26 protein-coding genes are annotated in these 25,700 nt (G+C 64.3%); 9 read left to right on the plus strand and 17 right to left on the minus strand.

The window, feature by feature from the left end:
- Window positions 1–17: 17 nt before the first annotated feature.
- The 8 genes from ABOC32_RS05940 to cbiE all read right to left on the minus strand — a co-directional run bounded on the left by ABOC32_RS05940 (window position 18) and on the right by cbiE (window position 6,447).
- Window positions 18–449 carry a DUF2946 domain-containing protein gene (locus tag ABOC32_RS05940; RefSeq protein WP_426810397.1) on the minus strand — a complete coding sequence of 144 codons (432 nt, stop codon included), beginning with the start codon at window positions 447–449 and terminating at the stop codon, window positions 18–20.
- Window positions 450–471: 22 nt separating this feature from the next.
- Window positions 472–957, minus strand: a complete 486-nt coding sequence (locus tag ABOC32_RS05945) for a copper chaperone PCu(A)C (RefSeq protein ID WP_426810398.1) — start codon at window positions 955–957, stop codon at window positions 472–474.
- A 46-nt stretch (window positions 958–1,003) separates the two neighbouring features.
- The gene (locus tag ABOC32_RS05950; RefSeq protein WP_086977194.1) at window positions 1,004–1,393 is read right to left on the minus strand and encodes a DUF2946 domain-containing protein; all 390 of its coding nucleotides are present in this window, start codon (window positions 1,391–1,393) and stop codon (window positions 1,004–1,006) included.
- Between the two features lie 207 nt (window positions 1,394–1,600).
- On the minus strand, window positions 1,601–2,455 hold the full coding sequence (locus tag ABOC32_RS05955) for an SPFH domain-containing protein (protein WP_426810399.1): 855 nt from the start codon (window positions 2,453–2,455) through the stop codon (window positions 1,601–1,603).
- Window positions 2,456–2,481: 26 nt separating this feature from the next.
- Window positions 2,482–2,919: an NfeD family protein gene (locus ABOC32_RS05960; RefSeq protein WP_426810400.1), complete on the minus strand. Its 438-nt coding sequence runs from the start codon at window positions 2,917–2,919 to the stop codon at window positions 2,482–2,484.
- 441 nt (window positions 2,920–3,360) lie between these two features.
- Window positions 3,361–4,152, minus strand: coding sequence for a cobalt-precorrin-6A reductase (locus ABOC32_RS05965; RefSeq protein ID WP_426810401.1), 792 nt, complete (start codon window positions 4,150–4,152; stop codon window positions 3,361–3,363).
- Window positions 4,149–5,243 (minus strand): cobalt-precorrin-5B (C(1))-methyltransferase, encoded by a 1,095-nt coding sequence (locus ABOC32_RS05970; protein ID WP_426810402.1) that lies wholly within the window; start codon window positions 5,241–5,243, stop codon window positions 4,149–4,151. The genes ABOC32_RS05965 and ABOC32_RS05970 overlap by 4 nt, the downstream gene beginning before the upstream one ends.
- Entirely contained in the window at window positions 5,236–6,447 is a 1,212-nt protein-coding gene (cbiE, locus tag ABOC32_RS05975; RefSeq protein WP_426810403.1) for a precorrin-6y C5,15-methyltransferase (decarboxylating) subunit CbiE, read from the minus strand. Before cbiE ends, ABOC32_RS05970 begins: the two co-directional genes overlap by 8 nt.
- 244 nt (window positions 6,448–6,691) lie before the next feature.
- Here cbiE and cobG point away from each other — a divergent pair, with 244 nt between their 5' ends.
- The 7 genes from cobG (at window position 6,692) to ABOC32_RS06010 (ending at window position 13,200) form a co-directional block, all read left to right on the plus strand.
- Window positions 6,692–8,023, plus strand: coding sequence for a precorrin-3B synthase (gene cobG / locus ABOC32_RS05980; RefSeq protein ID WP_426810404.1), 1,332 nt, complete (start codon window positions 6,692–6,694; stop codon window positions 8,021–8,023).
- Entirely contained in the window at window positions 8,016–8,642 is a 627-nt protein-coding gene (locus ABOC32_RS05985) for a precorrin-8X methylmutase (protein WP_016489386.1), read from the plus strand. Before cobG ends, ABOC32_RS05985 begins: the two co-directional genes overlap by 8 nt.
- On the plus strand, window positions 8,639–9,373 hold the full coding sequence (locus ABOC32_RS05990; RefSeq protein WP_426810405.1) for a precorrin-2 C(20)-methyltransferase: 735 nt from the start codon (window positions 8,639–8,641) through the stop codon (window positions 9,371–9,373). Before ABOC32_RS05985 ends, ABOC32_RS05990 begins: the two co-directional genes overlap by 4 nt.
- Complete coding sequence (cobJ, locus tag ABOC32_RS05995; protein ID WP_426810406.1) at window positions 9,361–11,058, plus strand: precorrin-3B C(17)-methyltransferase; 1,698 nt, start codon at window positions 9,361–9,363, stop codon at window positions 11,056–11,058. The genes ABOC32_RS05990 and cobJ overlap by 13 nt, the downstream gene beginning before the upstream one ends.
- A 93-nt stretch (window positions 11,059–11,151) precedes the next feature.
- A complete protein-coding gene (locus ABOC32_RS06000; protein ID WP_426810407.1) occupies window positions 11,152–11,832 on the plus strand; it encodes a hypothetical protein in 681 nt (226 codons plus the stop codon).
- Window positions 11,833–11,891: 59 nt separating this feature from the next.
- Window positions 11,892–12,584, plus strand: coding sequence for a hypothetical protein (locus tag ABOC32_RS06005; RefSeq protein WP_426810408.1), 693 nt, complete (start codon window positions 11,892–11,894; stop codon window positions 12,582–12,584).
- Window positions 12,577–13,200, plus strand: a complete 624-nt coding sequence (locus tag ABOC32_RS06010) for a hypothetical protein (RefSeq protein ID WP_234226727.1) — start codon at window positions 12,577–12,579, stop codon at window positions 13,198–13,200. The genes ABOC32_RS06005 and ABOC32_RS06010 overlap by 8 nt, the downstream gene beginning before the upstream one ends.
- Here ABOC32_RS06010 and ABOC32_RS06015 read toward each other — a convergent pair.
- From ABOC32_RS06015 to ABOC32_RS06055, 9 genes are all read right to left on the minus strand, one after another.
- Window positions 13,197–13,793 carry a MarC family protein gene (locus ABOC32_RS06015; RefSeq protein WP_086977177.1) on the minus strand — a complete coding sequence of 199 codons (597 nt, stop codon included), beginning with the start codon at window positions 13,791–13,793 and terminating at the stop codon, window positions 13,197–13,199. The genes ABOC32_RS06010 and ABOC32_RS06015 overlap by 4 nt on opposite strands.
- A gap of 174 nt (window positions 13,794–13,967) precedes the next feature.
- The gene (locus ABOC32_RS06020) at window positions 13,968–16,739 is read right to left on the minus strand and encodes a response regulator (protein WP_426810409.1); all 2,772 of its coding nucleotides are present in this window, start codon (window positions 16,737–16,739) and stop codon (window positions 13,968–13,970) included.
- 150 nt (window positions 16,740–16,889) lie between these two features.
- Window positions 16,890–18,185 carry a phosphoribosylamine--glycine ligase gene (gene purD, locus ABOC32_RS06025; RefSeq protein ID WP_019472784.1) on the minus strand — a complete coding sequence of 432 codons (1,296 nt, stop codon included), beginning with the start codon at window positions 18,183–18,185 and terminating at the stop codon, window positions 16,890–16,892.
- 135 nt (window positions 18,186–18,320) lie between these two features.
- Complete coding sequence (gene purH, locus ABOC32_RS06030) at window positions 18,321–19,928, minus strand: bifunctional phosphoribosylaminoimidazolecarboxamide formyltransferase/IMP cyclohydrolase (protein ID WP_086977175.1); 1,608 nt, start codon at window positions 19,926–19,928, stop codon at window positions 18,321–18,323.
- Window positions 19,929–20,009: 81 nt separating this feature from the next.
- Window positions 20,010–20,330 (minus strand): DNA-binding transcriptional regulator Fis, encoded by a 321-nt coding sequence (gene fis / locus ABOC32_RS06035; protein ID WP_003249693.1) that lies wholly within the window; start codon window positions 20,328–20,330, stop codon window positions 20,010–20,012.
- Window positions 20,327–21,340, minus strand: coding sequence for a tRNA dihydrouridine synthase DusB (dusB, locus tag ABOC32_RS06040; RefSeq protein WP_016501818.1), 1,014 nt, complete (start codon window positions 21,338–21,340; stop codon window positions 20,327–20,329). The genes fis and dusB overlap by 4 nt, the downstream gene beginning before the upstream one ends.
- Before the next feature lie 201 nt (window positions 21,341–21,541).
- A complete protein-coding gene (locus tag ABOC32_RS06045; RefSeq protein WP_426810410.1) occupies window positions 21,542–22,900 on the minus strand; it encodes a DUF3426 domain-containing protein in 1,359 nt (452 codons plus the stop codon).
- A gap of 42 nt (window positions 22,901–22,942) precedes the next feature.
- Window positions 22,943–23,821, minus strand: a complete 879-nt coding sequence (gene prmA, locus ABOC32_RS06050; protein WP_234229143.1) for a 50S ribosomal protein L11 methyltransferase — start codon at window positions 23,819–23,821, stop codon at window positions 22,943–22,945.
- A 200-nt stretch (window positions 23,822–24,021) separates the two neighbouring features.
- Window positions 24,022–24,477, minus strand: coding sequence for a MaoC family dehydratase (locus ABOC32_RS06055; protein WP_426810411.1), 456 nt, complete (start codon window positions 24,475–24,477; stop codon window positions 24,022–24,024).
- A 143-nt stretch (window positions 24,478–24,620) separates the two neighbouring features.
- Between ABOC32_RS06055 and ABOC32_RS06060 the strand changes: the two genes are divergently transcribed.
- Together ABOC32_RS06060 and ABOC32_RS06065 are read left to right on the plus strand one after the other, a co-directional pair.
- The gene (locus tag ABOC32_RS06060; protein ID WP_426810412.1) at window positions 24,621–24,983 is read left to right on the plus strand and encodes a CidA/LrgA family protein; all 363 of its coding nucleotides are present in this window, start codon (window positions 24,621–24,623) and stop codon (window positions 24,981–24,983) included.
- Complete coding sequence (locus tag ABOC32_RS06065; protein ID WP_426810413.1) at window positions 24,980–25,696, plus strand: LrgB family protein; 717 nt, start codon at window positions 24,980–24,982, stop codon at window positions 25,694–25,696. The genes ABOC32_RS06060 and ABOC32_RS06065 overlap by 4 nt, the downstream gene beginning before the upstream one ends.
- The last annotated feature ends 4 nt before the right edge of the window (window positions 25,697–25,700 follow it).

The following is a 25,700-nucleotide window of genomic DNA, read 5'->3' on the forward strand; positions in this document are numbered from 1 at the left end:
GTGCGCAAAATGTCGGTTCAGACGGTGATCGAGGAAGGCGGGGCGCGGCTGCGCGCACCGGGGAATACAGCCTGCCGGGCATGGCCCTGGTGTGTTGGCGCAAGCAGGTGGGTGGAGGGGACGACGCTGCCGGCACTGAGGGGGCTGAGGGCCTGGGGCAGGGCCGGGCAATTGAACAACAGGCTGCAGTAACCGCACTTTTCCCACATCACGTGCAACTGGCCATCGCCGCCGTGGCCGTGATGGCTGTCGCCGCCATGCTGATGGGCAGCCGCCATCGGCATGTCCATCGGCATGCTCATGCCGGCGTGGTGCTCCATCGGCATCGACTGCGAAATCAGCGGGCCGATGAAGATCATCCACATGGCGAACAGGCTCAGCCATCCGCCACCGGCGCGCCTGCGGTCAGGGCGGGTGGTACGGCTGATGCTGTTGCGCGGCAGGCTCATGGCGAGTGCCTGTCAGCAGTTGTCAGTGTGCGTGTTCGTGGCTTTGCGGCTGGTCCGCTGGCGCCTGCTTCTGCACGGCCACTTCGACGGTAATGTCGCCGGCCTTTTCGAAATGCAGGGTCAACGGGAAGCGCTTGCCGTCGCTGAGCAGGCTGCGGTCGGTGGGCTGCATCAGCATCACATGGTAGGCGCTGGGGGCGAAGGTCAGGTCCTTGCCGGCAGGCACGACCACGCTGGGTACTTGCTGCATCTTCATGGCACCGCTGGCGCTCATGGCATGCTCGTGCAGCTGCGCATCATTGCTGATGGGGCTGTCGACGCTGAGCAGGCGGTCATCGGCCGTGCCATTGTTGTGCACCACGAAATACGCGGCGACATTCGGGGCGTTGGGCGGCAACTGCAGCGACCAGGGGTGGGCGATGTGCAGGTCGCCCACGCTGTATTCGTGGGCATTGGCAAAGGCGCCGGGCAGCAGCAGGGCGGCCATGACGAGGGCGTGCTTGAGCATGGTGAATCTCCGTTCTGTTCAGGTTCAGGCAGACAGCGTGATGAACTCAGGCCAGCGGAGAGGCACGGGGGTTTAACGCAGGCCAGAGCTGGCGCGGCGTGGGTTGGTAGTCGGCGGGGGGCGGCAGCAGGCCGGCAAACCGTGTTGGCGGGTTGTGCAGCTGCGGCGGGTAGCCGGGCAGGGCCAGCAGCGGTGCGGCGCCCGAGCAGCACCAGCAATTCATCATGCTGGCGCTGTCGTCGCTTTGCGGGCCGAGGTCGATCTTGGCCAGGGCCTGGACATCAACCTTGGCCTTGTTGGCCATGCTGGAACAGAAAGCCCCCCACAGCAGCTGCTCGGCCGGGCCCTTGGGCACGGCAGAGGCCAGCGGCATGGCCAGCAGGTTGAACAGCACTGCAAGGCAGGCTATCCAGGCGATGTGCCGACGTGGGGGCATGGAGAGATCCGGTCAGGAATCGTGGCGGGTATTGTAAGGCGGAGTATAGGTAAAAATGGCGGGGTGCGGTGAAGTGACGCAGGTGGGCAGTTGAACGGGTGTCGCCTGCTTCGCGGGCACGCCCGCTCCCACAGGATTACCAACAACCTTGAGAGCTGCGGGGTACCTGTGGGAGCGGGCGTGCCCGCGAAGAAGGTAAAATCAATCTCAGGCCTTGTTGCGGCCCATCAACCCGCGCACGGTCTCTTGCAGGTCAGCCGGCAACACCACCACCTTGGCATTGTTGCTGCCCGCCAGGTTCTCCATGGCCCCGATATAGCGCTCGCCCAGCAGGTACATGGCTGGCACGGTCTCGTTGCCTACCGCTTCCTTGACCAGCGAAATCGCCCGCGCCGAGGCCTCGGCCAGGCTGATCTGCGCTTCGGCATCCAGCCTGGCCGCCTGCAGGCGTGCTTCCGCTTCGAGGATTGCTGCCTGCTTGGCGCCTTCGGCGCGGGTCACATCGGCCTTGCGCTCACGCTCGGCCGCCGCCTGGCGTTCCATGGCCAGTTGCATGTTTTCCGAAGGCTTGATGTCCTGGATTTCCACCGAGCGCACGGTCACGCCCCAGTCCTCGGTCTGCTCCGACATCGCCTCGCGCAGGCGTGCCTTGATCTGCTCGCGGCTGGACAGCGCTTCGTCCAGGTCCATGGCACCGACGATGGCGCGCAGCGAAGTCATGGTCAGGCTGGTGACGGCGAACGAGAAGTTCTGCACGCCATAGGAGGCTTTCTGCGGGTCGACCACTTTAGCGAAGCACAGGGCGTTGGCGACGATCACGGCGTTGTCTTTGGTGATGATTTCCTGCTGTTGCACATCAAGGATGATGTCCTTGGTCGGCAGGCGATAGGCAACCACGTCCATGTACGGGATGAGGATGTTCAGGCCGGGCTTGAGCGTGCTGTGGTAGCGGCCCAGGCGTTCGACGATCCATTCCTCGCCCTGGGGCACGATGCGTACCCCCTTGAACACGGTGATCAGGACGAACAAGGCGATGGCGGCGACGACGATGAGGCTGGTCATGATGCGAAATTCCTTTTAGTGCAGGTTCAGGCCCGGATGACGCGGGCGGTGTTTCCTTCGATGGCGGTAAGGCGCACCCGCTCACCGACCGGGATCTCGCTGTCGGCGATGCAGGTCCATTCTTCGCTGCCCAGGATCGGCTTCTGGAAACGCACGCGGCCTTTCTGGAATTCCGAAACGCCCGCAGTCAGCAAGCCCACTTCACCGATCACGCTGTCGGCGGTCCAGCGCACGTCTGGCTGCTTGCGCCGGACCACTTTGAACCACAGCGCAGTGGTGGCGGATGACAGCAGCACCCACAGCAGGACCTGCATGTCCAGTTGCAGGCTGGGTGCAGCGAGCGAGATGAGCGAGACCAGCACGGCACCGATGCCGAACCAGAGGATGAAGAACGTCGGCAGGACCAGTTCGAGCAGGATCAGCGCGATGCCGAAGACCAGCCAGATCCACCATTGCATTTCCATATGGGTGAAACCTTCCGGGGGAGGGGGCTAAAGCTTAATTCAGTGGGGTGTGCGAAGGCTATTCAGGTGAGACCGATTGGGCTGTAGGAGTGTTCTGATAATGGCTGTGGGCTGATAGAAAAGGTGTAAGGCTGACGGGTGTTTGTCGACAGGTATGCAGCGCTTATGAGATCGAGCGCCGCCCGCGCGGCGCATCGCGAGCTATGCTCGCTCCTACGTTTGTTTCGGGCCAGTCATGCCTGTATCAGTCGCGCGCGACCGCCTTGTTTGTACGACGCGATATCGAGCCATGCGCCAAAGCGTTCGCGCGAAAGGCTCACAGGAATAATTGGCCCGAAACAAACGTAGGAGCGAGCATAGCTCGCGATGCGCCGCGTGGGCGGCGCTCGATCTTGAGGGCGATAAATAACTGTCGTCGTACCGAGCAGAAAGTGCAGCGACCTACAAATCTTCCCGCTTTTGCTCTTCCGGTTGATCGCGGGTGACCATGAAGTCTGCGCGGGCGTCATCATCGAAGCGTTCCAATGCAGCCACCAGCAATTCCTGAGAATCGAAATCGCAATCCACGCCAGGTAATAGCGGACGCTTCAAAATGAGAACCGGAACCCCCCGTTCTCGAGCCACTTCCAGTTTCGGTTCCGTCGCCACGCTGCCGCTGTTCTTGCTGATCAGCACATCAATACCCCGCTCATCAAAAAGGCTGCGCTCATCTTCGATGTGGAATGGACCTCGCGCACCAATGACTTCGCACCGTTCGTTCCCAGCGTATGCCTCCAGCGCCCGCAAGGTCCAGAACTGCTCCGGCGGAATCTCGTCCAGATGTTGCAGTGGCTCACGCCCCAACGTGAACAGCGGCCTGCGAAACGGCTTGAGTGCTTCGATCAGCCCTGCCCAGTCCTCGACCTCGCGCCAGTCGTCGCCCGCTTGCGCCTGCCAGGCCGGGCGGCGCAAGGCCCAGCACGGGATGCCGGCACTGCGTGCAGCACTGGCGGCATTGCGGCTGATCTGCGCGGCGTAGGGATGGGTAGCGTCGATCAGCAGGGTGATGCCCGCTTCGTGCAGGTAGCTGGCCAGGCCCTCGGCACCGCCAAAGCCCCCGACCCGTACTTGGCATTGCAGGTCCTGCGGCACGCGGCCGATGCCCGCCAGGCTGTAGACATGCTGCGGGCCCAGGCGCCGGGCGATGGCCAAGGCCTCGGTCACACCACCCAGCAGCAGGATGCGCGCGGTCATTGCACACCTGCCTGGCCAACGATGCCGCCCTGGCGGTCGATGGCGAACACTTCAACGTGCACCTGCGCCGGCACAACGCTGCGGGCGAAGGCCAGGGCGTGGGCACACACCGCGTCACCGAGGGCAACGCCAGCCGCATGAGCCAGCGCGAGCGCTTGCTGGCTGGTGTTGGCGCCGATGATGGCCGCCTGTAGCGCTTCGTCAGCACCCACGTCTGCAGCCCAGCCGGCCAGTTGCGGCAGGTCGATGCTGGAATGGCGGCTGTGCAGGTCCATGTGCCCCGCGGCCAGTTTGCTGATCTTGCCGAAGCCACCGCACAGGGTCAGGCGTGGCACTGGCACCTTGCGCAGGTGCTTGAGCACTGCGCCGACAAAGTCGCCCATTTCGATCAGGGCGATTTCCGGCAGGCCGTAGACCCGGCGCATGGTGTCTTCGCTGGCGTTGCCGGTGCACGCGGCGATGTGCGTGTAGCCGTTGGTGTGGGCCACGTCGATGCCCTGGTGGATCGAGGCGATGTAGGCCGCACAGGAGAACGGCCGCACAATGCCGCTGGTGCCGAGGATCGACAGCCCGCCGAGGATGCCCAGGCGCGGGTTCATGGTCTTGAGGGCGAGTTGGTCGCCGCCCTGCACATTGACCGTGACCTCGAAGCCCCCGAGGTAGCCGCATTCTTCGGCCAGGCGTTGCAGGTGCTCAGTGATCATGCGCCGTGGCACCGGGTTGATGGCCGGTTCACCCACCGCCAGCACCAGCCCCGGGCGGGTCACGGTACCGACCCCAGTGCCGGCGACAAAGCGGATACCCGGTTCGCCCAGCAGGCGTACCTGGCTGTAGAGCAGGGCGCCGTGGGTCACGTCCGGGTCGTCGCCCGCATCCTTGAGGGTGCCGGCTTCGGCGCGTTCGCCAATCAGGCGGCAGAATTCGAGGCGCATCTGCACCACCTTGCCTTTGGGCAGGGTGATGCTGACGGCGTCGCTGCTTTCGCCGTTCAGCAGCAAGCGAGCGGCTGCCAGGCTGGTGGCGGTGGCGCAGCTGCCGGTGGTGAGGCCGCTGCGCAGGGGCGCGGGCTGTTCACGGGTTTCTTCACGCATCGGCGGGTTTCACCACTTCCAGCAGGGTGATCGGCAGCGCCTGGCGCCAGGTGTCGAACGCGCCGAGGGGCTGGGCATGGGCGACATGGATACGGGTCAGCTCACCACCGTGCTGTTCGCGAAAATGCGCCAGGGCCAGTTCGCTTTGCAAGGTCACTGCGTTGGCCACCAGCCGCCCGCCGGGGCGCAGGTTTGCCCAGCACAGGTCCAGCACGCCTTCGCGGGTGACGCCGCCGCCGATGAAGATTGCATCGGGCGGCTCCAGGCCTTGCAGTGCCGCAGGCGCCTTGCCGCAGACCAGTTGCAGGCCGGGTACACCCAGCGCGTCACGGTTGTGTTCGATGAAAGCCTGGCGGCCTTCGTCGGCCTCGATGGCCAGGGCGCGGCAGGCCGGGTGGGCGCGCATCCATTCGATGCCGATCGAGCCGCAGCCCGCGCCCACGTCCCACAGCAGCTCGCCGGGCTGGGGCGCCAGGCGCGCCAGGGTGATGGCGCGGACATCGCGTTTGGTCAGCTGGCCGTCGTGCCGGAAGGCGCTGTCCGGCAGCCCGGCCAGCCGGTGCAGGCGTGGGGCATCGGGCGCGGCCAGGCACTCGATGGCCACCAGGTTGAGCGCTGCGGTATCGACGTGCGGCCAGTCCTGGGCGGTGCCGGCCAACTCGCGTTCTTCCTGGCCACCCAGGTGTTCGAAAACCCGCAGGCGGCTTGGCCCGAAGCCACGCTCGCGGAGCAGCGCGGCGATGGCCGCCGGGCTGTCGCCATCGTTGCTCAGCACCAGCAGGCGCACGCCGCTGTGCAGGTGGGCATTCAGCGCCGCCAAGGGGCGGGCCACCAGCGACACCACCTGCACCTCCTGCAACGGCCAGCCCAGGCGGGCGGCGGCCAGGGCGCAGGAGGAGGGCATCGACAGCACGCGCATTTCATCGGCGGGTACTTGGCGCGCCAGGCTGGCGCCGACGCCGTAGAACATCGGGTCGCCGCTGGCCAGCACGCACACAGGCTCGCCACGCAGGGCCAGCACCGGGGCTAAGGAAAACGGGCTTGGCCAGCCCAGCCGCTCGCCGGGCACGCAGCGCGGCAGCAGGGCCAGCTGGCGCGGGCTGCCGAAGACCCGCGCAGCGCCCAGCAGCGCGCGCCGGGCCTGTTTGCCCAGGCCACTGAAGCCGTCTTCGCCGATGCCTACTACTGTCAGCCAGGGTGCCATGTAATTCATTCCGCCAGTTTTTGGGGCCGCTTCGCGCCCCTTCGCGGGCTTGCCCGCTCCCACAGGATCACCGCAGCCTCTGTGGGCAGCGGTGATCCTGTGGGAGCGGGCGAGCCCGCGAAGAAGGCGGCGCGGTCCGGAATTTTTCCTCAATCGCTGAGGATGCTCGACCACCGGCTTTTCATGCCGCCGGACAAAGCAGGCATAATACCGCGCCTTCTACACTCAAGCGCATTTTCACAGATTGCCGGACGCCCCTTTGACGCAGGCCCTTGCCCCCAACGTTTCGCCCCGCCCCTCGGCCTGCCCGGGGTTGTGGCGCATTGTCAGTGCCCGTGATGGCGGCATCTGCCGCATCAAGCTGCCGGGTGGCCTGCTGCTGGCCGACCAGGCCGAAGCGGTGGCGACGGCAGCCGAGCGCTTCGCCGGCGGCGTGATCGAGGCCACCAACCGTGGCAACCTGCAGATCCGCGGCATTGGTAACGAGCATCGCGCCCTGGTCGAGACATTGCTCGCCGCCGGCCTGGGCCCGCGCGACGCGGCCGGTGACGATGTGCGCAACCTGATGCTCAGCCCGCTGGCCGGGCATGACCCGGCGATGCTGCTGGACGCCCGGCCCTTGGCAGGGCAGATCCTCGACCTGTTGGAAGGGACCCCGCGCTTTCACCAGTTGTCGGCCAAGTTCGCCGTGCAGCTGGATGCCGGTGAACGCCTGGCCATGCTCGAACACCCCCACGACCTGTGGCTATCTGCCCTGCGCCTGGAGCAGCAGACCTGGCTGGCGTTTGGCCTTGCGGGCTGCCCGGCGGATGGCCAGGTGCTCGGCGCGGTGCCGCTGGCGCAAGGCCTGGCGCTGGTGCGCGCGGTGCTGGAACGCTTTCTCGACCTGGCAACCCAGGCGCAGTCGCGCATGCGCCAGTTGCTTGAGGTGTACTCGGCGACCGATTTCGTCGAAGGGCTTGGCCTGGATATCCGCCGCGATGCCGCCGTGCTTGCCTGGCGCCGTGAACAGCATCACGCCTCGTGGCTGGGCAAGCTACCGCAGGCGCAGGGTGTGGCCCTTGGCGTAGCCCCGCCGCAAGGCCGCCTGACCCCGGCCATGCTGCGCGGTGCCGCGCGCATTGCCCGTGAGCGGGGCGACGGCAGCCTGCGCCTGAGCCCCTGGCAAAGCCTGGTGCTGACCAACCTGCAAGCACACCACATCGACCAGGTCCAGGCCGAGCTGTCTGCGCTGGGCCTGCTGTGCCACGACCATGAACCCCTGGCGCGCATCAGCGCCTGCACCGGTGCCAGCGGCTGCGCCAAGGCCCTTGGCGAGACCAAGGCCGACGCGGTTGCCCTGGCCGCGCTGCTGGGCCCTGGCGTGCCCGCCAGCGTGCACTTGTCTGGCTGCCCCCGTTCCTGCGCCGTGGCCCATGTTGCCCCGGCCACCCTGCTGGCCCGCTCGCCGGGCCGTTATGACCTCTATTTGCGTGACCCGCAGCAGCCGGGCTTCGGTACCCTGCGCGCCACCGACCTTACCTTGAATGAAGCAGGCGCCATGCTCGACCTGCCGACGGAGCACCTTGATGATTGACTACATCCGCGATGGTCAGGAGATCTATCGCAATTCCTTCCGGATCATCCGTGAGGAAGCCCGACTCGAGCGGATCCCCGCAGACCTCGAAAAGCTCGCCGTGCGCGTGATCCACGCCTGCGGCATGGTCGATGCCATCGATGGCCTGCAGTTCTCCGAAGGTGCCGGCCGGGCCGGGCGCGAAGCCCTGCTCAACGGCGCGCCGATCCTGTGCGATGCGCACATGGTGGCCGAAGGCATCACCCGGGCCCGCCTGCCAGCAGACAACAAAGTCATCTGCACCCTGCGCGACCCTAGCGTGCCAGGCTTGGCCAAGGACGCCGGCAATACCCGCTCTGCCGTAGCCCTGGAGCTGTGGCGCCCGTACCTGGAAGGCAGTGTGGTGGTGATCGGCAACGCGCCTACCGCGCTGTTCTACCTGCTGGAAATGATTGACGCTGGCGCCCCCAAGCCGGCGCTGATTCTGGGCTTCCCGGTCGGTTTCGTCGGTGCAGCCGAGTCCAAGGCGATGCTCGCCGCCGACAGCCGTGGTGTGCCGTTCGTGATCATGCAAGGCCGCCTGGGGGGCAGTGCGATGGCCGCCGCCGCGGTCAACGCCCTCGCCACGGAGGTGGAATGATGGCGCCGCGTGGACGACTGCTGGGCCTGGGCGTGGGCCCGGGCGACCCTGAGCTGATCACCCTCAAGGCCCTGCGCCTGCTGCGCGAAGCGCCGGTGGTCGGTTACTTCGTGGCCAAGGGCAAGCGTGGCAACGCTTTCGGCATCATCGAGGCGCACCTGCAAGCCGAGCAGACGCTGCTGCCGCTGGTCTACCCGGTCACCACCGAGGCCCTGCCGGCGCCGCTGTCGTATGAGCAGGTGATCAGCGACTTCTACGACGAAGCCAGCGTGCAGGTGGCCGAGCACCTGGATGCCGGTCGCGACGTGGCGGTGATCTGCGAAGGTGACCCGTTCTTCTACGGTTCCTACATGTACCTGCACGACCGCCTGGCGCAGCGCTATGACGCCGAAGTGATCCCTGGCGTCTGCTCGATGCTCGGTGGCGCCTCGGTACTGGGCGCGCCGCTGGTGTACCGCAACCAGAGCCTGTCGGTGCTGTCTGGCGTACTGCCGGCCGATGAGCTCAAGCGCCGCCTGGCCGACGCCGATGCAGCGGTGATCATGAAGCTTGGCCGCAACTTCCCCAAAGTCCGCGACGTGCTGGCCGAACTGGGCCTGGACGGGCGTGCGCTGTATGTGGAACGGGCCACCATGGCCAACCAGAAGATCGTGCCGCTGGACCAGGTCGACCCGCAGTCGTCGCCGTACTTCTCGCTGATCATCGTGCCGGGGGAAAAATGGCAGGGATGAGCATGCACAAGGCACCGGCAATCGTCATTCTCGGCCCGGGCAGCCTGGCGACGGCGCAGCGTATCCAGCAGTGTTATCCACAGGCCGCCATCCATGGCCTGGAGGGGCGTGTCGAGGGTGCCGACCAGTCGTACGCCTCGTTCGGCGATACCCTGCGCGGGCTGTACCAGCAGGACACGCCGATCATCGCGCTGTGCGCTGCGGGCATTGTCATCCGCAGCCTGGCCACCCTGCTCAGCGAGAAAGGCAGCGAGCCGCCGGTACTGGCCGTGGCCGAGGACGGCAGTGCGGTGGTGCCGCTGCTGGGTGGCCTGGGCGGCGTGAACGTGATGGCACGCGAAATCGCCGAAACACTGGGCGTTGCCGCAGCGATCACCACCAGCGGCGAGCTGCGTTTCGGCACTTGCCTGCTGAACCCGCCGCAAGGGTATGCCCTGGCGGATATCGAGCAAGGCAAGCGCTTTGTTTCTGATTTGCTGGCTGGCGAGTCGGTACGCATCGAAGGCGACGCACCGTGGCTGCAACAGGCGCAGTTGCCTGCCAGCGAAGCGGCGCTGCGTACCATCCATGTGGGGCATCAGGCCCGCCCGGCCAAGCGCGACGAACTGCTGATCCACCCGCGCTCGGTGGTAGTGGGTGTCGCAGCTGGCAACCTGCACGGTATTCGCGCTGCATTGCAGCAGGCCGGCATCGCCGAGCCATCCGTCGCCTGCGTGCTGGCGGACGAGCAAGCGATGGCTGACAGCGCCCTGCACGAGGCCGCGCAGGCGTTGGGTGTTGCCTTGCGCTTCGCTGCCAAGCCGCACGACGTGGTCGGCATGCTTGCCGCGGCATTGCCCGGTGCGCAGTTGATCGAGCAGGCAGATGTGGTCATTGCCGTGGCGCCCGCCCCGGTAGAGGTGGCGCAGGTTGGCCGCCGCCGTGGTCGGCTGGCCGTCATCGGCCTGGGCCCAGGTGCTGCCGAGCTGATGGTGCCGGCGGTCAAGGCCGAGCTGGCGCAGGCCGAAGATGTGCTTGGCTACGAAACCTACGTGCGCATGGCCGGGCCGTTCCGTGACGACCAGATCATGCACTGCACCGACAACCGTGAAGAGATGCAGCGCGCCCGGCATGCCTTCGAGCTGGCGGCCCAGGGCCGTTCGGTGGTGGTGGTGTCGTCGGGGGACCCGGGCGTGTTCGCCATGGCCGCCGCAGTGCTTGAAGCCTTGCACGAATCCAGTGACCCGGCGTGGCATCGCGTCGACCTCGAGATCCTGCCGGGCGTGTCGGCTTCGCTTGCAACGGCCGCCCAGGCCGGCGCACCGCTGGGCCATGACTTCTGCGTGATGTCGCTGTCGGACAACCTCAAGCCTTGGTCGATCATCGAAAAACGCCTGGACCTGGCAGCCCAGGCTGACCTGGTGCTGGCCTTCTACAACCCGATTTCCAAGTCCAGGCCGCACCAGCTAGGGGTGGCGCTGGAGGTAGTGCGTCGGCACCGCGAGGGGAACACGCCTGTAGTCCTTGGCCGTGACATCGGTAGGCCGGGGCAGACGCTGAAGGTAGTCACCTTGGCTGAACTGCTGCCAGAAATGGTCGACATGCGCACCATGGTCTTGGTCGGCTCCTCTACAACCTGCGTGTTTCCTCGCCTGTCGGGTGGGGTGTGGGCCTACACGCCGCGTTGGTACCCCACGGCAAGCTAGTTGCTCCGGAAACCCTTCAGCGCGTTGCATGGCGAGCGCGCTGGCTAAGGTGGTTGCCCCTGACTCAAAGGGCAACCATCAAGGAGTTTCCACATGTCCGATGAAACACAAGTCACTGCCTCCAACACTGTCGTCCTGATCGAAGGCAACCTGCTTGCCTACGGTGCAGGCATGTCTGCGCAAAACCGTCACGATGTGAAGAATGCCTTCCACTTTGCCACCTTGGTGGCCGACAAAGCCTTTGATGCAGAAAAGCAGAGCCGCGAGTGGTACGACAAATTCGTTGATGTCATGCGTGATCTTGGCTTTACCATCCCGCGACGCACCTTCGAGCTGGAAACCTCGGCAGACCTTTCTGTCACCGTAGGTGCCGTCGCTGTAAGGGCAATCGGAGCGGCGGGCAATGCCATGTTTGGCGGTACGGCATTGGGCGAGTTGGCGAAGCGCGCTTTCGACAAGCTGACCACGCTCGAAAATGACGCCAAGGTTATCGATCACAAACGCAAGAACAAGGCCAGGGGCATGGTCGGCCTGGCCGCTTGCATCGAAACCGAAAACAACGATGTGGTCATGGTGGTGAGCTGCATCCAGGCGTCGGCGCCGAACGTGGACGGTGACGTGCTGGGTATCCAGTGGAAGCTGGACAAGACCGAGTACTACGCCGGCACGGCTGTGCTCACGCTCAACACCTTCGTCTACGACAAAGTCCGCGAAACCGTGGAAAACAAACTCGGCGTGCGCAGCGTCGAGAACGTTCTGCAATACGACATCTGATGGCGCGGCGGCGTTGCACCGACGCCGCCTTGTTCACTTATTTGTGATGAGACAAGACCATGAATAGTGCAGTTGAGCAGCTGATGTTGATTGGCGGAACGGCATTGCTGTATTCCACGGGGGCTGTCGAGGCACAACGCCAGGCTGCGTTCGACTCGATACTTTACGCACAGTTGTTGGCCAACAAGAATGCCGGGTCGCGCTTTGACGACCATGAGCGTTGGTATGCCGCCTACAGGGACGCGTACCGTCAACTGGGCTGGATAAAACTGGCCAGTACCCACGACCTCAAGCAGTTGGGCCAGCCCGTGCGCAGCGCGCCGGTACAGCCACTCGAGGCATGGCTGAGAATGCGCTCGATCCGTCACGAGGCCGTGCTGGCAGCGGTGAAGACGGGCTTGAGCCGGTCAGTGGAGGGTTTCGGCCACTTGCTGAAATTCAGTACGCAGGACCAGGCGCAGGGATCGAAGCTTGTCATCGAACTGGGCCTGCTCAAGCCCGGGCCGGTGCTGGACCTTTGCAGTATCTCGATGCAAGTCGACACGTTGATTTCCGGTATCCCGCTGGACACATTGCTTCGCGAGCGAGTGCTGCAAGGGGAGGCGGAGTTCAACGGGGTTTCGCTGGCGCTGGATAACGGGCGCTTCCAACGCCAGCGCGATGAGCTGCAGGCGTTGATGAAAACCAAGGATGCACAAGGGGATTACCGCTTCGACCCTCATGCGCCGGTAACGGGAGCACACCATGAGTGATGCCACATCTGCCGTGATCGGCGCGGGGATCGTCTCGTTCTTGCCGGGCATTTCTGCCACGCAGAAAAACAAGGTGAAACTGGCCCTGGCGATGGCTGAACGGGCTACCGAGACGGCGTACAGGGAAGGGCTGGTCGAGGACTGGTTTGCCTACTACCGCAACCAGCTCAAATACATGGGCTGGGATGCCGTGTCTGCCGAGCAGGTTCATTGGCCGGACCAACGCCGCGCCAGGCAGGCCGACCAGGTGCTGGAAACCATTGCCGCAACGGCTGGCGAGCACTTTGCCTCGGCAATCGGTATATCCATGCAGAAGCTGCTGGCCAACCCGTCGGTGCTGCAGGAGCTTGAGCGACGTGCTTACGAACGCCAGCATTTTCAGTTATTGCCCTGTGCACCCGCGGGTGCCAATCGCCTGGATATGGTCCTTTACCATGAGACCGATGTGCGCTCGGCATTCAGTGCTGGTTTCATCAGCCGCAAGCGCAGCCATCGCAACGTACGGGCGGAGTTGATCCGCTTCAACCTTCTGGCGTTCGAGCACAGTTTTTTGCCCAAGGTTCAGGACCGCGTCGTGCAGGTCTCTTTGCAGCGCATTCTGGATTACGCCCTCTAAAGCAGCATGTAGCCTTTGATCCCAGTAAAGATGATCTGCGCCGCCAGGGCACAGACGAACAGCCCCATCAGCCGGCTGACGATCTGCAGGCCCTGGTCACCGAGAATGCGTTCGATACCGTGTGACAGGTAAAGCACCAGGCCGACCGTGAAGCTGGCCAGGGCGATGCTGATGATAGCCAGCAACTTGTCGTCCCAATGCGGCTGGCCGACGCCCATCACCAGCAGGGCACCAATGGTGCCCGGGCCGACGGTCAGGGGGATGGTCAGCGGTACGATGGTCACATCCTGCTGCACATTGTCGGCCTGCACCGCCGGCTTGCCCTGGGCCATCCCCAATGCCGAGATGAACAGCACACTGCCAGCGCCGATGCGGAAGGCGTCGGCGGTGATCCCGAAAATGCCGAAGATCGCCCGCCCGAAGAGGTACAGCAGCACGCTGGCGACCAGTGCCGCAAAGGCTACCTTCCAGGCCAGTTGCTTGCGCTCCTTGCTGGAGTGGCCGCGGGTCAGGCTGATGAAGCACGACAGCACGAAGAACGGGCTGTAGAGCACGAGCATTTTCAGGTAGACGCTGAACAACTCATGGAGCATGGGGTAGCCCCTTGCAGGGAAGTTGACGGAAAGTGTATCAGCAGCATTGTGGTTGTCTTTACTGGCCTCATCGCCGGCAAGCCAGCTCCCACAGGTACTGCACATGGCTTGAGAACGATGCGATCGAGGTGGGAGCTGGCTTGCCGGCGATGAGGCCAGTACAGGCACTACAGATCAGGAAGTGTGCGCCGGGTCTGCTTTGGCTTCGCGCTGGTTGGCCCAGTACTGGATCAGCTCGCGCAACTGCGAGAGCTCGACCGGCTTGGCCATGTGCCCGTCCATGCCCGCCAGACGGGCGCGTTCCTTGTGTTCTGTCAGAATGTGCGCAGTCAGCGCCACCACCGGGGTGCGCTGGCGCTGGTTGGCGGTTTCCCAGGCGCGCAGCTGCTGGGTGGCCGAGAAACCGTCCAGAATCGGCATCTCGCAGTCCATCAGCACCAGGTCATAGCGCTGGGCTTTCATCGCCTGCAGGGCCTCTTCGCCATTGCAGGCGGTGTCAGGCTCAAGGTTCAGCTTGCCAAGCATGCCGCGTATCACCTTGGTCGAAATGCTGTTGTCCTCGGCGACCAGCACGCGGAAGTCGCCGGGCAGGTCCAGTGCCTGCGGGATGCCGGGCAGGCTGGCCGGAACCGCCTGATCGCGGCCGCGCTGGGCCAGTTCTTCGGCCAGGGTGGTCTTCAGCGTGTAGCCGGCCACCGGCTTGGCAAGTATGCGTTTGACCCCGGCGTTGCGTGCGATGACCTTGCTCGGTGCATTGCTGATGCCGGTGAGCATCACCACCAGGATGTCGTGGTTCAGGCTCGGGTCTTCCTTGATCTTGGCGGCCAGCTGCATGCCGGTCATGCCGGGCATGTTCTGGTCCAGCAGCACGGCATCGAAGTAGTCGCGCAGGTGCGCCTTGGTGCGCAACAGGGCCAGGGCTTCCTTGCCCGACGGCACCGCGCTGACGTTCATGCCCCAGGCGCTGCACTGCTGGACCAGCACCTTGCGGCAGGTGTCATTGTCGTCTACTACCAGCACGCGGGCATCGCGCAGCGGGCTGTCGAGGTCGGCCGGGGGTTGTTCCAGGCGAGAAGGGTCAAGCGGCAGGGTCAGCCACAGGGTATTGCCCATGCCGGTGCTGCTCTTGATACCGAACTCGCCCTGCATCAGGCCGATCAGCTGTTTGGCGATGACCAGCCCAAGGTGGCCGCCCAGCTTGTTGCTGGACAGGAAGTGGTGGCTGTGCAGCTCGGCCTGCAACAAGGCTTCGCGGTCTGCGGCGGCCAGCGGCTCGCCGCTGTCCTGCACGGCGATGCGCAGGCGCGGTAGCTCACCCCGTTGGTCCAGCGCCACGACCAGCAGGATCTCGCCTTGGTCGGTGTTTTTCAGGGCGTTTTCCAGCAAGCTCGACAAGGCTTGGCGCAGGCGTGTCGGGTCGCCGCTGATCACCCGCGGTACTTGCGGCTGGGTGAAGCTGATCAGCTCGATGTTCTGCTGTTCGGCCTTGGCCCGGAAGATGTTCAGGCAGTCTTCGATCAGCGCATTGAGGTCGAACTGCACGTCATCCAGTTCGATCTGCCGGGACTCCAGCTTGGAAATGTCGAGAATTTCGTTGATCAGCGTCAGCAGCTCGTTGCCGGCGCTGTGGATGGTCTGCACGTAGTCACGTTGTTTGACGGACAGCGGTGTGCCCAGCAGCAGTTCGGTCATGCCCAGCACGCCGTTCATGGGGGTGCGGATTTCGTGGCTGATCTTGGCCAGGAACTCGGCCTTGGCGTTTATTTCGGCATCGCTGGCGGCCAGGGCGCGGCTGGCGCTGAAGCGCTCCTCGCTCATGCGGCGCAGGCGCTCGCTGACCGCCAGGTTGAGCAGCAGGCCGCTGGCCACGGCCAGCCCCAGCAGGACGCACAGCAGCCACGGGGTCGAGGTGCGGGTGAGGCCCAGCAGTGCCGGCAGCAGCACCAGGCCGCCCAGGTTGAACACCACCATGGCCAGGCTGAACAGGCGCGCGGGTGCGTAACCCCGGTACCAGTGGTAGCTGCTGACCAGCAGCATGCTCACGCTGCCCAAGGCCATCAGGGCGTAGGTCATCAGGTTGAGGGGCAGGGTGTCGACGAACAACAGCACCAGCCCGCTGACCCCGACCACCAGCATTTCGCCCTGCAGCAGGCGGTTGAGCCGCGGTGACTTGCACGGGTTGAAGAAGTGCTGGGTGAAATACAGCCCCGACAGGCCGGCCAGTACCAGTGTCAGGTAGGCGGCCGGGGTTTGCGCGTTGTGCCAGACGTGCCACCAGGGGCCGCTGAGGTTCAGCAGGATCAGGCCGCTGAGCAGCATCAGGCCGTGGTACAGCGCCAGGATCAGGGTGGTGGTGGAGCGGCTGTAAAGGAAGCGGATCAGGTTGTGCAGGATCAACATGATCAGGCCGCCGAACAGCATGCCGAACAGCAGTGGCTGGCTCTCGTCCGAGGCGGCTACGGCCGCAGGTTCCAGGCTGATGGCCGGGCGCAACTGGTGCTCGGAGACCAGGCGCAGGTATATATCCAGCGGTTGCTTGCTGTTGGGCAGGGGCAGTACATGGTCGCTGCCACGCAGGGTCGGGCTGGCATTGCCGGCCTGGCGCCCGTGGTGCAGCTGACGCAGAAGTTGGTCGCCTTCGAGGGCGTAGAGATCAAGGCCAGAAAGGTCGGGTGCGAATACCCGTAGCAGTTGCTCCTGGTCGCCTGGTTCCAGGCGGTAGTGCAGCCACAAGGCCTGTTCCGGCAGGGCGGCATCCAGGTCGCCAAGTACCAGCGGGCTGAACTGGTTGCGGTAGCGCTCCGAGCGTACATCGCTCAGTTGCAGGTTGGCCTGTTCGTCGAGCAAGACGGTCCAGCCTCCGTCATGTTCGGCTGCAGCCGGGAACATGCAGAGCAAGGTCAGCAAGGTGACGATAAGAGCTGAGGCAATCCGAAGCCGACGCACTACGAAATCCCTTCTTAGCCGATGTGCCGGGTACTAACTATGCGCGGCGCGCCAAGTCCAAGGCAAGGCCCGTACCGGGCCTTGTCGACGAGCCGGATGCCGTGCGCCGGGCGATTGACAGCCCTGGGCGGCACGGCGTTCCGGTAGTGCTTACTGCTGGTGCTCACCGCGCTCGCGGGCGATGGCCCGGTAGCCGATGTCAGTGCGGTAGAAGCTACCGTTCCAGCTTACTTCCTTGGCCAGGCGGTAAGCCTGCTGCTGCGCATCGGCAACCGTGCTGCCCATTGCCGTGGCGCACAGCACGCGCCCGCCGTTGGTGGCCACTTGGCCGTCCTTGAGCGAAGTACCGGCATGGAACACTTTGCCTTCGATCTTGGCTGCTGCGTCCAGGCCGCTGATCACGTCGCCCTTGGCATAGTCGCCCGGGTAACCACCGGCTGCCAGCACCACGCCCAGGCTCGGGCGCGGGTCCCACTGGGCTTCGACCTTGTCCAGCGCCTTGGCGAAGGCGGCTTCGATCAGCAGCACCAGGCTCGATTCCAGGCGCAGCATGACCGGCTGGGTTTCTGGGTCGCCGAAGCGGCAGTTGAACTCGATGACCTTGGGGTTGCCTGCCTTGTCGATCATCAGGCCAGCGTACAGGAAGCCGGTGTACACGTTGCCTTCCTCGGCCATGCCGCGCACGGTTGGCCAGATCACCTGGTCCATCACGCGCTGGTGCACGTCGGCAGTAACGACCGGGGCAGGGGAGTAGGCACCCATGCCGCCGGTGTTCGGGCCGGTGTCCTGGTCGCCGACGCGCTTGTGGTCCTGGCTGGTGGCCATGGGCAGCACGTTGTGGCCGTCGACCATGACGATGAAGCTGGCTTCTTCGCCGTCGAGGAACTCTTCGATCACCACACGCGAACCGGCTTCACCGAAGGCGTTGCCGGCCAGCATGTCACGCACGGCGGCTTCGGCTTCTTCGAGGGTCATGGCGACGATCACGCCTTTGCCCGCAGCCAGGCCGTCGGCCTTGATCACGATCGGCGCGCCTTTTTCTTGCAGGTAGGCAAGAGCCGGCTCGATTTCGGTGAAGTTCTGGTAGTCGGCGGTCGGGATCTTGTGACGCGCCAGGAAGTCCTTGGTGAAGGCCTTGGAGCCTTCCAGCTGGGCCGCACCCTTGGTTGGGCCGAAGCAGTCCAGGCCACGGCTGCGGAACAGGTCCACTACACCGATGACCAGCGGTGCTTCCGGGCCGACGATGGTCAGGTCGACGTTTTTCTCGGCGAAGTCGGCCAGTTGTTCCAGGGCGCATACGTCGATGGCGACGTTCTCGCACTTGGCTTCAATGGCGGTGCCGGCGTTGCCTGGGGCAACGAAGACTTTCTCGACGCGTGGGTCCTGGGCAACTTTCCAGGCCAGGGCGTGCTCACGGCCGCCGCTGCCGATGATCAAAACTTTCATGTCAAAACCTCTGTTTGGCGGCGTACTTCGCCCCCTGTGGGAGCGGGTTCACCCGCGAATGCGGCGGTAAGCCCAACATCGCATTCGCGGGTGAACCCGCTCCCACAGGGGCCGAGGTACGGCCGGCCATCTTGATTAGTGGCGGAAGTGGCGCATGCCAGTAAAGACCATGGCGATGCCGGCTTCATCAGCGGCAGCAATCACCTCGGCATCACGCATCGAACCACCCGGCTGGATCACGGCGCTGATACCCACTTTAGCCGCATTGTCGATGCCATCACGGAACGGGAAGAACGCATCCGATGCCATGACTGCGCCCTGCACTTGCAGGCCAGCATGCTCGGCCTTGATTGCAGCAATACGGGCGGAGTTGACGCGGCTCATCTGGCCAGCGCCGACGCCGATGGTCTGGCGCTGCTTGGCGTAGACAATGGCGTTGGACTTGACGAACTTGGCCACTTTCCAGGCAAACACCAGGTCGTGGACCTCTTGCTCGGTCGGGGCACGCTTGGTGACGATCTTCAGGTCGTCTGCGGTGATCATGCCGATATCGCGGCTTTGCACCAGCAGGCCACCGTTGACGCGCTTGAAGTCCCAACCGGCAGCGCGCTCAGCGGGCCACTCGCCGCACTCCAGCAGGCGTACGTTCTGCTTGGCAGCCACCACGTCGCGGGCAGCCTGGGAAATTTTCGGGGCGATGATCACTTCGACGAACTGGCGCTCGACGATGGCCTTGGCGGTTTCGCCGTCCAGTTCGCGGTTGAAGGCAATGATGCCGCCGAAGGCCGACTCGGTGTCGGTGGCGTAGGCCAGGTCGTAGGCCTTGCGGATGCCGCCTTCGTCTTCAGGCACAACGGCCACGCCGCACGGATTGGCGTGCTTGACGATGACACAGGCTGGCTTGACGAAGCTCTTCACGCACTCCAGCGCGGCGTCGGTGTCGGCCACGTTGTTGAACGACAGCTCCTTGCCCTGCAGCTGGATGGCGGTGGAAATGCTGGCTTCGCCTTTTTTGGCTTCTACGTAGAACGCCGCGCTCTGGTGCGGGTTCTCGCCGTAGCGCATTTCCTGGGCCTTGACGAACTGGCTGTTGAAGGTGCGCGGGAATTCGCTGCGCTCTTCGGTGCTCAGGGTCTCTTTGGCCTGGTCGATGGTGCCCATGTAGTTGGCGATCATGCCGTCGTAGGCGGCAGTGTGCTCGAACGCCTTGAGCATCAGGTCGAAGCGCTGGGCGTAGGTCAGGCCGCCGGCCTTCAGGCCTTCGACGATGCCGGCGTAGTCGCTGGCGTTGACCACGATGGCAACGTCTTTGTGGTTCTTGGCTGCCGAACGGACCATGGTCGGGCCGCCGATGTCGATGTTCTCGATGGCGGTCGGCAGGTCACAGCCAGGCTTGGAAATGGTGGCTTCGAACGGGTACAGGTTGACCGCAACCAGGTCGATCGGCTTGATGCCGTGCTCGTTCATGATGGCGTCGTCGGTGCCGCGACGGCCGAGGATGCCGCCGTGGATTTTCGGGTGCAGGGTCTTGACCCGGCCATCCATCATTTCGGCAAAGCCGGTGTAGTCGGCCACTTCCACCGCGTTTACGCCGTTGTCCTTGAGCAGCTTGTAGGTGCCGCCGGTGGACAGGATCTCGACACCGAGCTGCTGCAGCTCACGGGCGAATTCGAGGATACCGGTCTTGTCGGAGACGCTGATCAGGGCGCGGCGGACTGGCAGGCGGGTAGTCTGGTCGGTCATTTCGGGTTCCAATAACGCGGTGGAGTCTGCAAAAAAGGCGCCTCTGTTCAGGGAGCCGCCTTTTCTGGTTGGGATTCTGGCTTACAGCAAGTCGTACTGCTTGAGCTTCTTGCGCAGGGTGCCTCGGTTCAGCCCGAGCATCTCGCTGGCCTTGGTCTGGTTGCCCTTGACGTAGTTCATCACGCTTTCGAGCAGGGGCGCCTCCACTTCGGAGAGCACCAGGTTGTACACGTCCGTCACGGTCGCGCCTTCCAGGTGGGCGAAGTAGTTGTGCAGCGCCTTCTCGACGCTGTCGCGAAGGGTCTGGCCCTCTTCGCTTGGCGTGTTGAGGTGCTGTTTCAGGTTGGCGTTGTCGCTCACGGGCGTTGTTCCACTCACAAAATTCTCGGTCATCATCGTCATGCGGCCACCCCTTGTCCGTCCTCTGTCTCAAGGCTCTGTCGACGCTCGCTGAAAAACGCACGAACGTTGGCGCACTGCGCTTGTGTGTCTTCCAAAGCGTTGAACCGGGAGCGAAACTCCTTGCCGCCGGGTCGTGTTGCCAGGTACCAGCCAACGTGCTTGCGGGCGATACGTACGCCCATCACATCGCCATAAAAGGCATGCAACGCGGCCAAGTGCTCCAGCAGGATGCGTTCCACTTCGTCCAGTTGCGGCGCTGGCAGGTATTCGCCAGTGCGCAGGTAATGCTCGATCTCGCGAAAGATCCATGGCCGCCCCTGGGCAGCCCGGCCGATCAACAGGCCGTCGACCCCGGTGGCATCCAGCACCGCCCGGGCCTTTTCTGGCGAAGTGATATCGCCATTGGCAAAGACCGGGATAGACACCGCTTGCTTGATGGCCGCGATGGTGTCGTATTCGGCTTCGCCGGTGTACAGGTCGGCGCGTGTGCGGCCATGCACCGCCAGCGCCTGGATGCCGGCCTGTTCGGCGATCTTCGCCACGTTCAGGCCGTTCTTGTTTGCCCGGTCCCAACCGGTGCGGATCTTCAGGGTCACCGGGACGTCCACAGCGCCGACCACGGCGTGGAGGATCTCGCTGACCAAGGCTTCATCTCTCAATAAAGCAGAGCCTGCAGCTTTGTTGCAGACTTTTTTTGCCGGGCAGCCCATGTTGATGTCGATGATCTGGGCCCCCGCTTCGACGTTGGCCTTTGCTGCCGCAGCCATCATCTGCGCATCACCACCGGCGATCTGCACCGAGCGAGGCTCGGGATCACCTTCATGGATGCGGCGCAGGCTCGACTTGCGGCTGTTCCACAGGCTCATGTCGCTGGAGACCATCTCCGACACCACCATGCCCGCGCCCAGGCGCTTGCAAAGTGTACGGAAAGGCTGGTCCGTGACCCCGGCCATGGGCGCGAGGATCAGGTTGTTACGTAGTGTGTATGGGCCGATGCGTACCGCCGACATAGGTGATCCCTGTTGTGGGGCCGAATCTTGGAGTTCGAAAAAGGGTGGGCATGATACCCGCTCTCGGTGACCGGATAAAGATGGATTTGGATAAAATCTGAACAATCGGGGGAGCTGCAAGCAGCAAGCTCCAAGCTGCAAGAGGGAGCGGACCGGCTATCGGCTCGCTTGTCTTGTGGCTTGAAGCTTGCCGCTTGTCGCTTAGTCCGGCGAACGGAAGCTGAGGCTGTAGTTCACGGCCTTCGGCCCCGGGTCGAGGATGTCCAGGGCGATATGGATCGGCGTCTGGCTTGGCATGTCGCCACGCCCGGCCAACTCGCCAGACAGGTACTCGCTGGGCTTGAAGCGCCGGCTGGCGATCAGCTGGCCATTGAGGTCGGCAAAACGCAGTTCCAGCAGCGGGAACGGTTGGGCAAACGGTGCACGGTTGTAGATGATCGCATCGACGATCAGTGCGCCCTTGAAGTCCGGGTGGCTGCGCACCACCAGGTTGCTGCTCTTGATTCTTGCGATATCGACGCGGGTCGGCACCTGGCACCCGACAATCGGGCAAATTTGCTGGAAGAACGGCCGGTACTGGTCCTGGCGGGCCATTTCGTCGAAGTGGAACCACACATACTGGAACGCCAGCAGGCCAGCGGCCAGCAGGGTGAGGAAGCCCCACAGCAGGCGCTTGCCCCAGTTGGGCGCGGGTTTTTCCCAGCCCAGTTGCAGCGGGTCGTCGACTACATCGACCAGCGGCTCCTTGCGCGCCGGGCGCTCGGGCTTGCTGGCAAGGCCTGGCTCCAGGCGCTCGCCCGGCAGCGGCTCGACAGGGTCGTCGTCACGCGCCGACAGGTGCAGCGCCAGCGGTTCATCGTCGCGGGCGCTCAGGCCTTTTTCCGGGATTTCGTCATCACGGGGGCGCAGCGGTTCGCTGAAGGCGGGCTGGTCATCGATGTCGGCTGCGCGGTGTACGGGCGGCTCGTCATCGATGTCCAGGTCAAGGTTACGGCCCAGGGTCGGCTCGGTGCGGTCGCCGGGTACAGGCCCCAGGTCCAGCTCCAAGGGCTGCGGCTCCAGCAGCACAGGTGCGGGCTCTGCCGGTGTTTGTGGCTCGAACGGCTCATCGGTTGCGTTGCCGAACAGGTCGTCCGCATGCTCGTCCGGTTGCAGTTCGTCACGCCGCGCCTGCAGCCCGCCATCCAGGTTGGCGGGGCGTGCCGTGGCCGGCTGGCCACGGCGCTCCAGGCGGGCCAGTTCCTGGTCGAGGTCGAGTGCGTCCAGGGCCTGGGCGGTCAGTGCCCAGTCCTCGTCAGGCGTGATGCTGCGCTCGCGGGTGACAGGCTCGGGCGTAATCTGCGGCTCGACCACGGGCTCGGCAGGTGCCGCTGGCACAGGCGCCGGTACCGGCACCTCAGGTGCGCTGGCACGGTTCTGCTCCAGCAGTTGCTTGGCGGCATTGAACACCTGCAGGCAATGGCCGCAGCGAACCACGCCGCGGGCCACGCTCAACTGATGGTGGGTGACGCGAAAGCTGGTCTGGCAATGCGGGCACTGGGTGACGAAACTGTCGGTCATGCGGCAATCCGGGAGCTGTGCAGAAAGATATTCTAGGCCCGCTTAGCGGCGGCGACCACTGATGCGCACCCAGCCGTCGCGGACGACGATCGGGTCCAGCTCGAAGTCGGCGGCGTAGGCCGCGGCCACCTCCTCGCCCTGTTCGGCCAGAATGCCGGACAGCGCCAGCAGGCCACCTGGGCGGACCAGGCCGGACAACTGCGGCGCCAGTGACACCAGCGGGCCGGCGAGGATGTTGGCGACCAGCACGTCTGCCTGCATGGCCGGCATGTGCTCGGGCAGGTACAGCGCCAGCTTTTCATCGGCGATGCCGTTGCGCTGGGCATTGTCGCGCGAAGCCTCGATGGCCTGCACGTCGATGTCGGTTCCGACCGCTTCACGGGCGCCCAGCAGCAGCGAGGCGATGGCCAGGATGCCCGAGCCGCAGCCGAAGTCCAGCACCTGGGTGCCTTCGAGTTGCTGGCCGTCTAGCCATTCCAGGCACAGGGCCGTGGTGGGGTGGGTGCCGGTGCCGAAGGCCAGGCCCGGGTCCAGCAGCAGGTTGACGGCGTCCTTTTCCGGGGCCTCGTGCCAGCTTGGCACGATCCACAGGCGGCGGCCGAAACGCATGGGCTGGAAGTTGTCCATCCAGCTGCGCTCCCAGTCCTGGTCCTCGATCACTTCGGCCTGGTGCTGTGGCAGCTCGGCGCCGGTCAGCAGGCGCAGGTGGGCAAACACCTGCTCGGGCTCGGCATCGGCCTCGAACAGTGCCAGCAGGTGGGTGTGCGACCACAGCGGGGTGGTGTTGAGGTCTGGTTCGAAGATCGGTTGATCTTCGGCGTCCATGAACGTGACCGAGACGGCGCCTACTTCGAGCAGGGCATCTTCGTAGGTTTCGGCTTGTTCCGGGCTGATGGCCAGGCGTACTTGCAGCCAGGGCATGGCGGGCACCTTTGGTAAATCGACAGGGGCAGCCCTAGGCTGCGCGAAGGCTGGCAGTTTACGCGAGTGCGGGGGATTTGTGGATCGGGGGCTGCGGTGCAGCCCATTCGCAGCACAAGGCTGCTCCTACAGGAGATCGCATACCCCTGTAGGAGCAGCCTTGTGCTGCGAATGGGGCGCATAGCGCCCCCGGCGATAAATCAGACGAAACAGAGCGACAGCGACTCGGCTATATAGGCAGGCTTGTCTTCACCTTCAATTTCCAGCGTGGCAATCGCCTTGAGCAGCCACTGCCCCGGCTTCTTCTCCACCACCTCGGCCAGTTCCACCTTCAGCCGGACCTGGCTGTTGACCTTGACCGGCTGGATGAAGCGCACGCTGTCCAGCCCATAGTTCACCACCATCTTCAGCCCTTCTGGCAGGACCAGGATGTCCTCGATCAGCTTGGGGATCAGTGACAATGTCAGGAAACCGTGGGCGATCGTGCCGCCAAACGGGGTTTTTGCCGCTTTTTCGGGGTCGACATGGATGTATTGGAAATCGCCCGTCGCCTCGGCGAACAGGTTGATGCGCTGCTGGTCGATTTTCAGCCAGGCGGAGCGCCCCAGTTCCTTACCAACGTATTGCGAAAGCTCTGTAACCGGTACATAGGGCATCGCGGACTCTCCAGGTTGTCAGTTGGTACGAAAGTGCAAGATCAGCACGGCGAACCGTTTCAGTCAAGTTGTCTGCTTTTCGGCGAATATCGGTATATAGCCGTGCGTGCTTATAATGGCGGCCATGCCCGAGGGAGAAGCTTATGCTGTTGCGTGGTTTGACCTGGCTGGTCCTGTTCCAGCTGCTGGGGACGGCGATCAACCACCTGGTGGTGCCGTTTCTGCCGGGGCCGATCATCGGCCTGGTGCTGCTGTTGTTCTTCCTTATGGCCCGCGGTGAGGTGGGCAAACCGCTGAACGAGGCGGCCAGCAGCCTGCTGCGCTACCTGCCGCTGTTGCTGGTGCCGCCGGCAGTGGGGGTGATGGTATACGCCAAGGACATCGCCGCCGACTTCTGGGCGATTGCCGGTGCCTTGCTGATTTCCTGCCTGTTGACGCTGGTGTTTGTGGGTGTGCTGATGCAAAAGCTCATCCACCGCCAGGGCAAGCGCGAGGAGCAGCCATGATGCTCGACTGGCAAGGCGCGCTGGATGCCGTGGTGCACCATCCTTTGTTCGGTATCGGTATCACCCTCGGTGCGTACCAGGTGGTGCTGGCGGCCTACGAGAAAACCCGCTGGATCTTCCTGCAGCCGGTATTGGTGTCGATGTTGCTGGTCATCGGCGTGTTGCTGCTGTGCGACATCGAATACAGCGAGTACCGCAAAAGCACCGAAATCATGAACATCCTGCTGGGCCCCGCCACTGTGGCACTGGCTGTGCCGCTCTATCTCAACCTGCGGCGTATCCGGCAGCTGTTCTGGCCCACATTTACTACGCTGGTAATCGGGGGCCTGTTCGCCACGCTCTGCTGCCTGTTGCTAGGCTGGTGGTTCGGTGCAGAACACATGATCCTGATGACCATGGCGCCCAAGTCGGTGACCTCGCCAATCGCCATGCTGGTGGCAGAGCAGATTGGCGGTGTGGCGGCCCTGGCGGCAGTGTTCGTACTGATCACCGGGGTGATCGGCGCGATCTTCGGCCCGGCGCTGCTGAGCCGCTTCGGCGTGCACAGCCCTGAGGCGCGCGGCATGTCGTTGGGTGTGACCGCGCATGCTGTGGGTACTTCGGTCGCCCTGCAGGAAAGTGACGAATGCGGCGCTTTTGCCGCGCTGGCGATGAGCTTGATGGGGGTAGCCACGGCAGTGTTCCTGCCGCTGGCAGTCAGCCTGGTGGCTTGAGGAG

The organism is Pseudomonas sp. WOUb67 (assembly GCF_050058005.1).
Lineage (GTDB): Bacteria > Pseudomonadota > Gammaproteobacteria > Pseudomonadales > Pseudomonadaceae > Aquipseudomonas > Aquipseudomonas putida_R.

What these genes read in the sequence shown, in the direction of transcription:
- ABOC32_RS05940 (WP_426810397.1), bottom strand. Translation starts at nt 449, where the DNA reads ATGAGCCTGCCGCGCAACAGCATCAGCCGTACCACCCGCCCTGACCGC.
- ABOC32_RS05945 (WP_426810398.1), bottom strand. Translation starts at nt 957, where the DNA reads ATGCTCAAGCACGCCCTCGTCATGGCCGCCCTGCTGCTGCCCGGCGCC.
- ABOC32_RS05950 (WP_086977194.1), bottom strand. Translation starts at nt 1,393, where the DNA reads ATGCCCCCACGTCGGCACATCGCCTGGATAGCCTGCCTTGCAGTGCTG.
- ABOC32_RS05955 (WP_426810399.1), bottom strand. Translation starts at nt 2,455, where the DNA reads ATGACCAGCCTCATCGTCGTCGCCGCCATCGCCTTGTTCGTCCTGATC.
- ABOC32_RS05960 (WP_426810400.1), bottom strand. Translation starts at nt 2,919, where the DNA reads ATGGAAATGCAATGGTGGATCTGGCTGGTCTTCGGCATCGCGCTGATC.
- ABOC32_RS05965 (WP_426810401.1), bottom strand. Translation starts at nt 4,152, where the DNA reads ATGACCGCGCGCATCCTGCTGCTGGGTGGTGTGACCGAGGCCTTGGCC.
- ABOC32_RS05970 (WP_426810402.1), bottom strand. Translation starts at nt 5,243, where the DNA reads ATGCGTGAAGAAACCCGTGAACAGCCCGCGCCCCTGCGCAGCGGCCTC.
- cbiE (WP_426810403.1), bottom strand. Translation starts at nt 6,447, where the DNA reads ATGGCACCCTGGCTGACAGTAGTAGGCATCGGCGAAGACGGCTTCAGT.
- ABOC32_RS05985 (WP_016489386.1), top strand. Translation starts at nt 8,016, where the DNA reads ATGATTGACTACATCCGCGATGGTCAGGAGATCTATCGCAATTCCTTC.
- ABOC32_RS05990 (WP_426810405.1), top strand. Translation starts at nt 8,639, where the DNA reads ATGATGGCGCCGCGTGGACGACTGCTGGGCCTGGGCGTGGGCCCGGGC.
- cobJ (WP_426810406.1), top strand. Translation starts at nt 9,361, where the DNA reads ATGGCAGGGATGAGCATGCACAAGGCACCGGCAATCGTCATTCTCGGC.
- ABOC32_RS06000 (WP_426810407.1), top strand. Translation starts at nt 11,152, where the DNA reads ATGTCCGATGAAACACAAGTCACTGCCTCCAACACTGTCGTCCTGATC.
- ABOC32_RS06005 (WP_426810408.1), top strand. Translation starts at nt 11,892, where the DNA reads ATGAATAGTGCAGTTGAGCAGCTGATGTTGATTGGCGGAACGGCATTG.
- ABOC32_RS06010 (WP_234226727.1), top strand. Translation starts at nt 12,577, where the DNA reads ATGAGTGATGCCACATCTGCCGTGATCGGCGCGGGGATCGTCTCGTTC.
- ABOC32_RS06015 (WP_086977177.1), bottom strand. Translation starts at nt 13,793, where the DNA reads ATGCTCCATGAGTTGTTCAGCGTCTACCTGAAAATGCTCGTGCTCTAC.
- purD (WP_019472784.1), bottom strand. Translation starts at nt 18,185, where the DNA reads ATGAAAGTTTTGATCATCGGCAGCGGCGGCCGTGAGCACGCCCTGGCC.
- purH (WP_086977175.1), bottom strand. Translation starts at nt 19,928, where the DNA reads ATGACCGACCAGACTACCCGCCTGCCAGTCCGCCGCGCCCTGATCAGC.
- fis (WP_003249693.1), bottom strand. Translation starts at nt 20,330, where the DNA reads ATGACGATGATGACCGAGAATTTTGTGAGTGGAACAACGCCCGTGAGC.
- dusB (WP_016501818.1), bottom strand. Translation starts at nt 21,340, where the DNA reads ATGTCGGCGGTACGCATCGGCCCATACACACTACGTAACAACCTGATC.
- ABOC32_RS06045 (WP_426810410.1), bottom strand. Translation starts at nt 22,900, where the DNA reads ATGACCGACAGTTTCGTCACCCAGTGCCCGCATTGCCAGACCAGCTTT.
- prmA (WP_234229143.1), bottom strand. Translation starts at nt 23,821, where the DNA reads ATGCCCTGGCTGCAAGTACGCCTGGCCATCAGCCCGGAACAAGCCGAA.
- ABOC32_RS06055 (WP_426810411.1), bottom strand. Translation starts at nt 24,477, where the DNA reads ATGCCCTATGTACCGGTTACAGAGCTTTCGCAATACGTTGGTAAGGAA.
- ABOC32_RS06060 (WP_426810412.1), top strand. Translation starts at nt 24,621, where the DNA reads ATGCTGTTGCGTGGTTTGACCTGGCTGGTCCTGTTCCAGCTGCTGGGG.
- ABOC32_RS06065 (WP_426810413.1), top strand. Translation starts at nt 24,980, where the DNA reads ATGATGCTCGACTGGCAAGGCGCGCTGGATGCCGTGGTGCACCATCCT.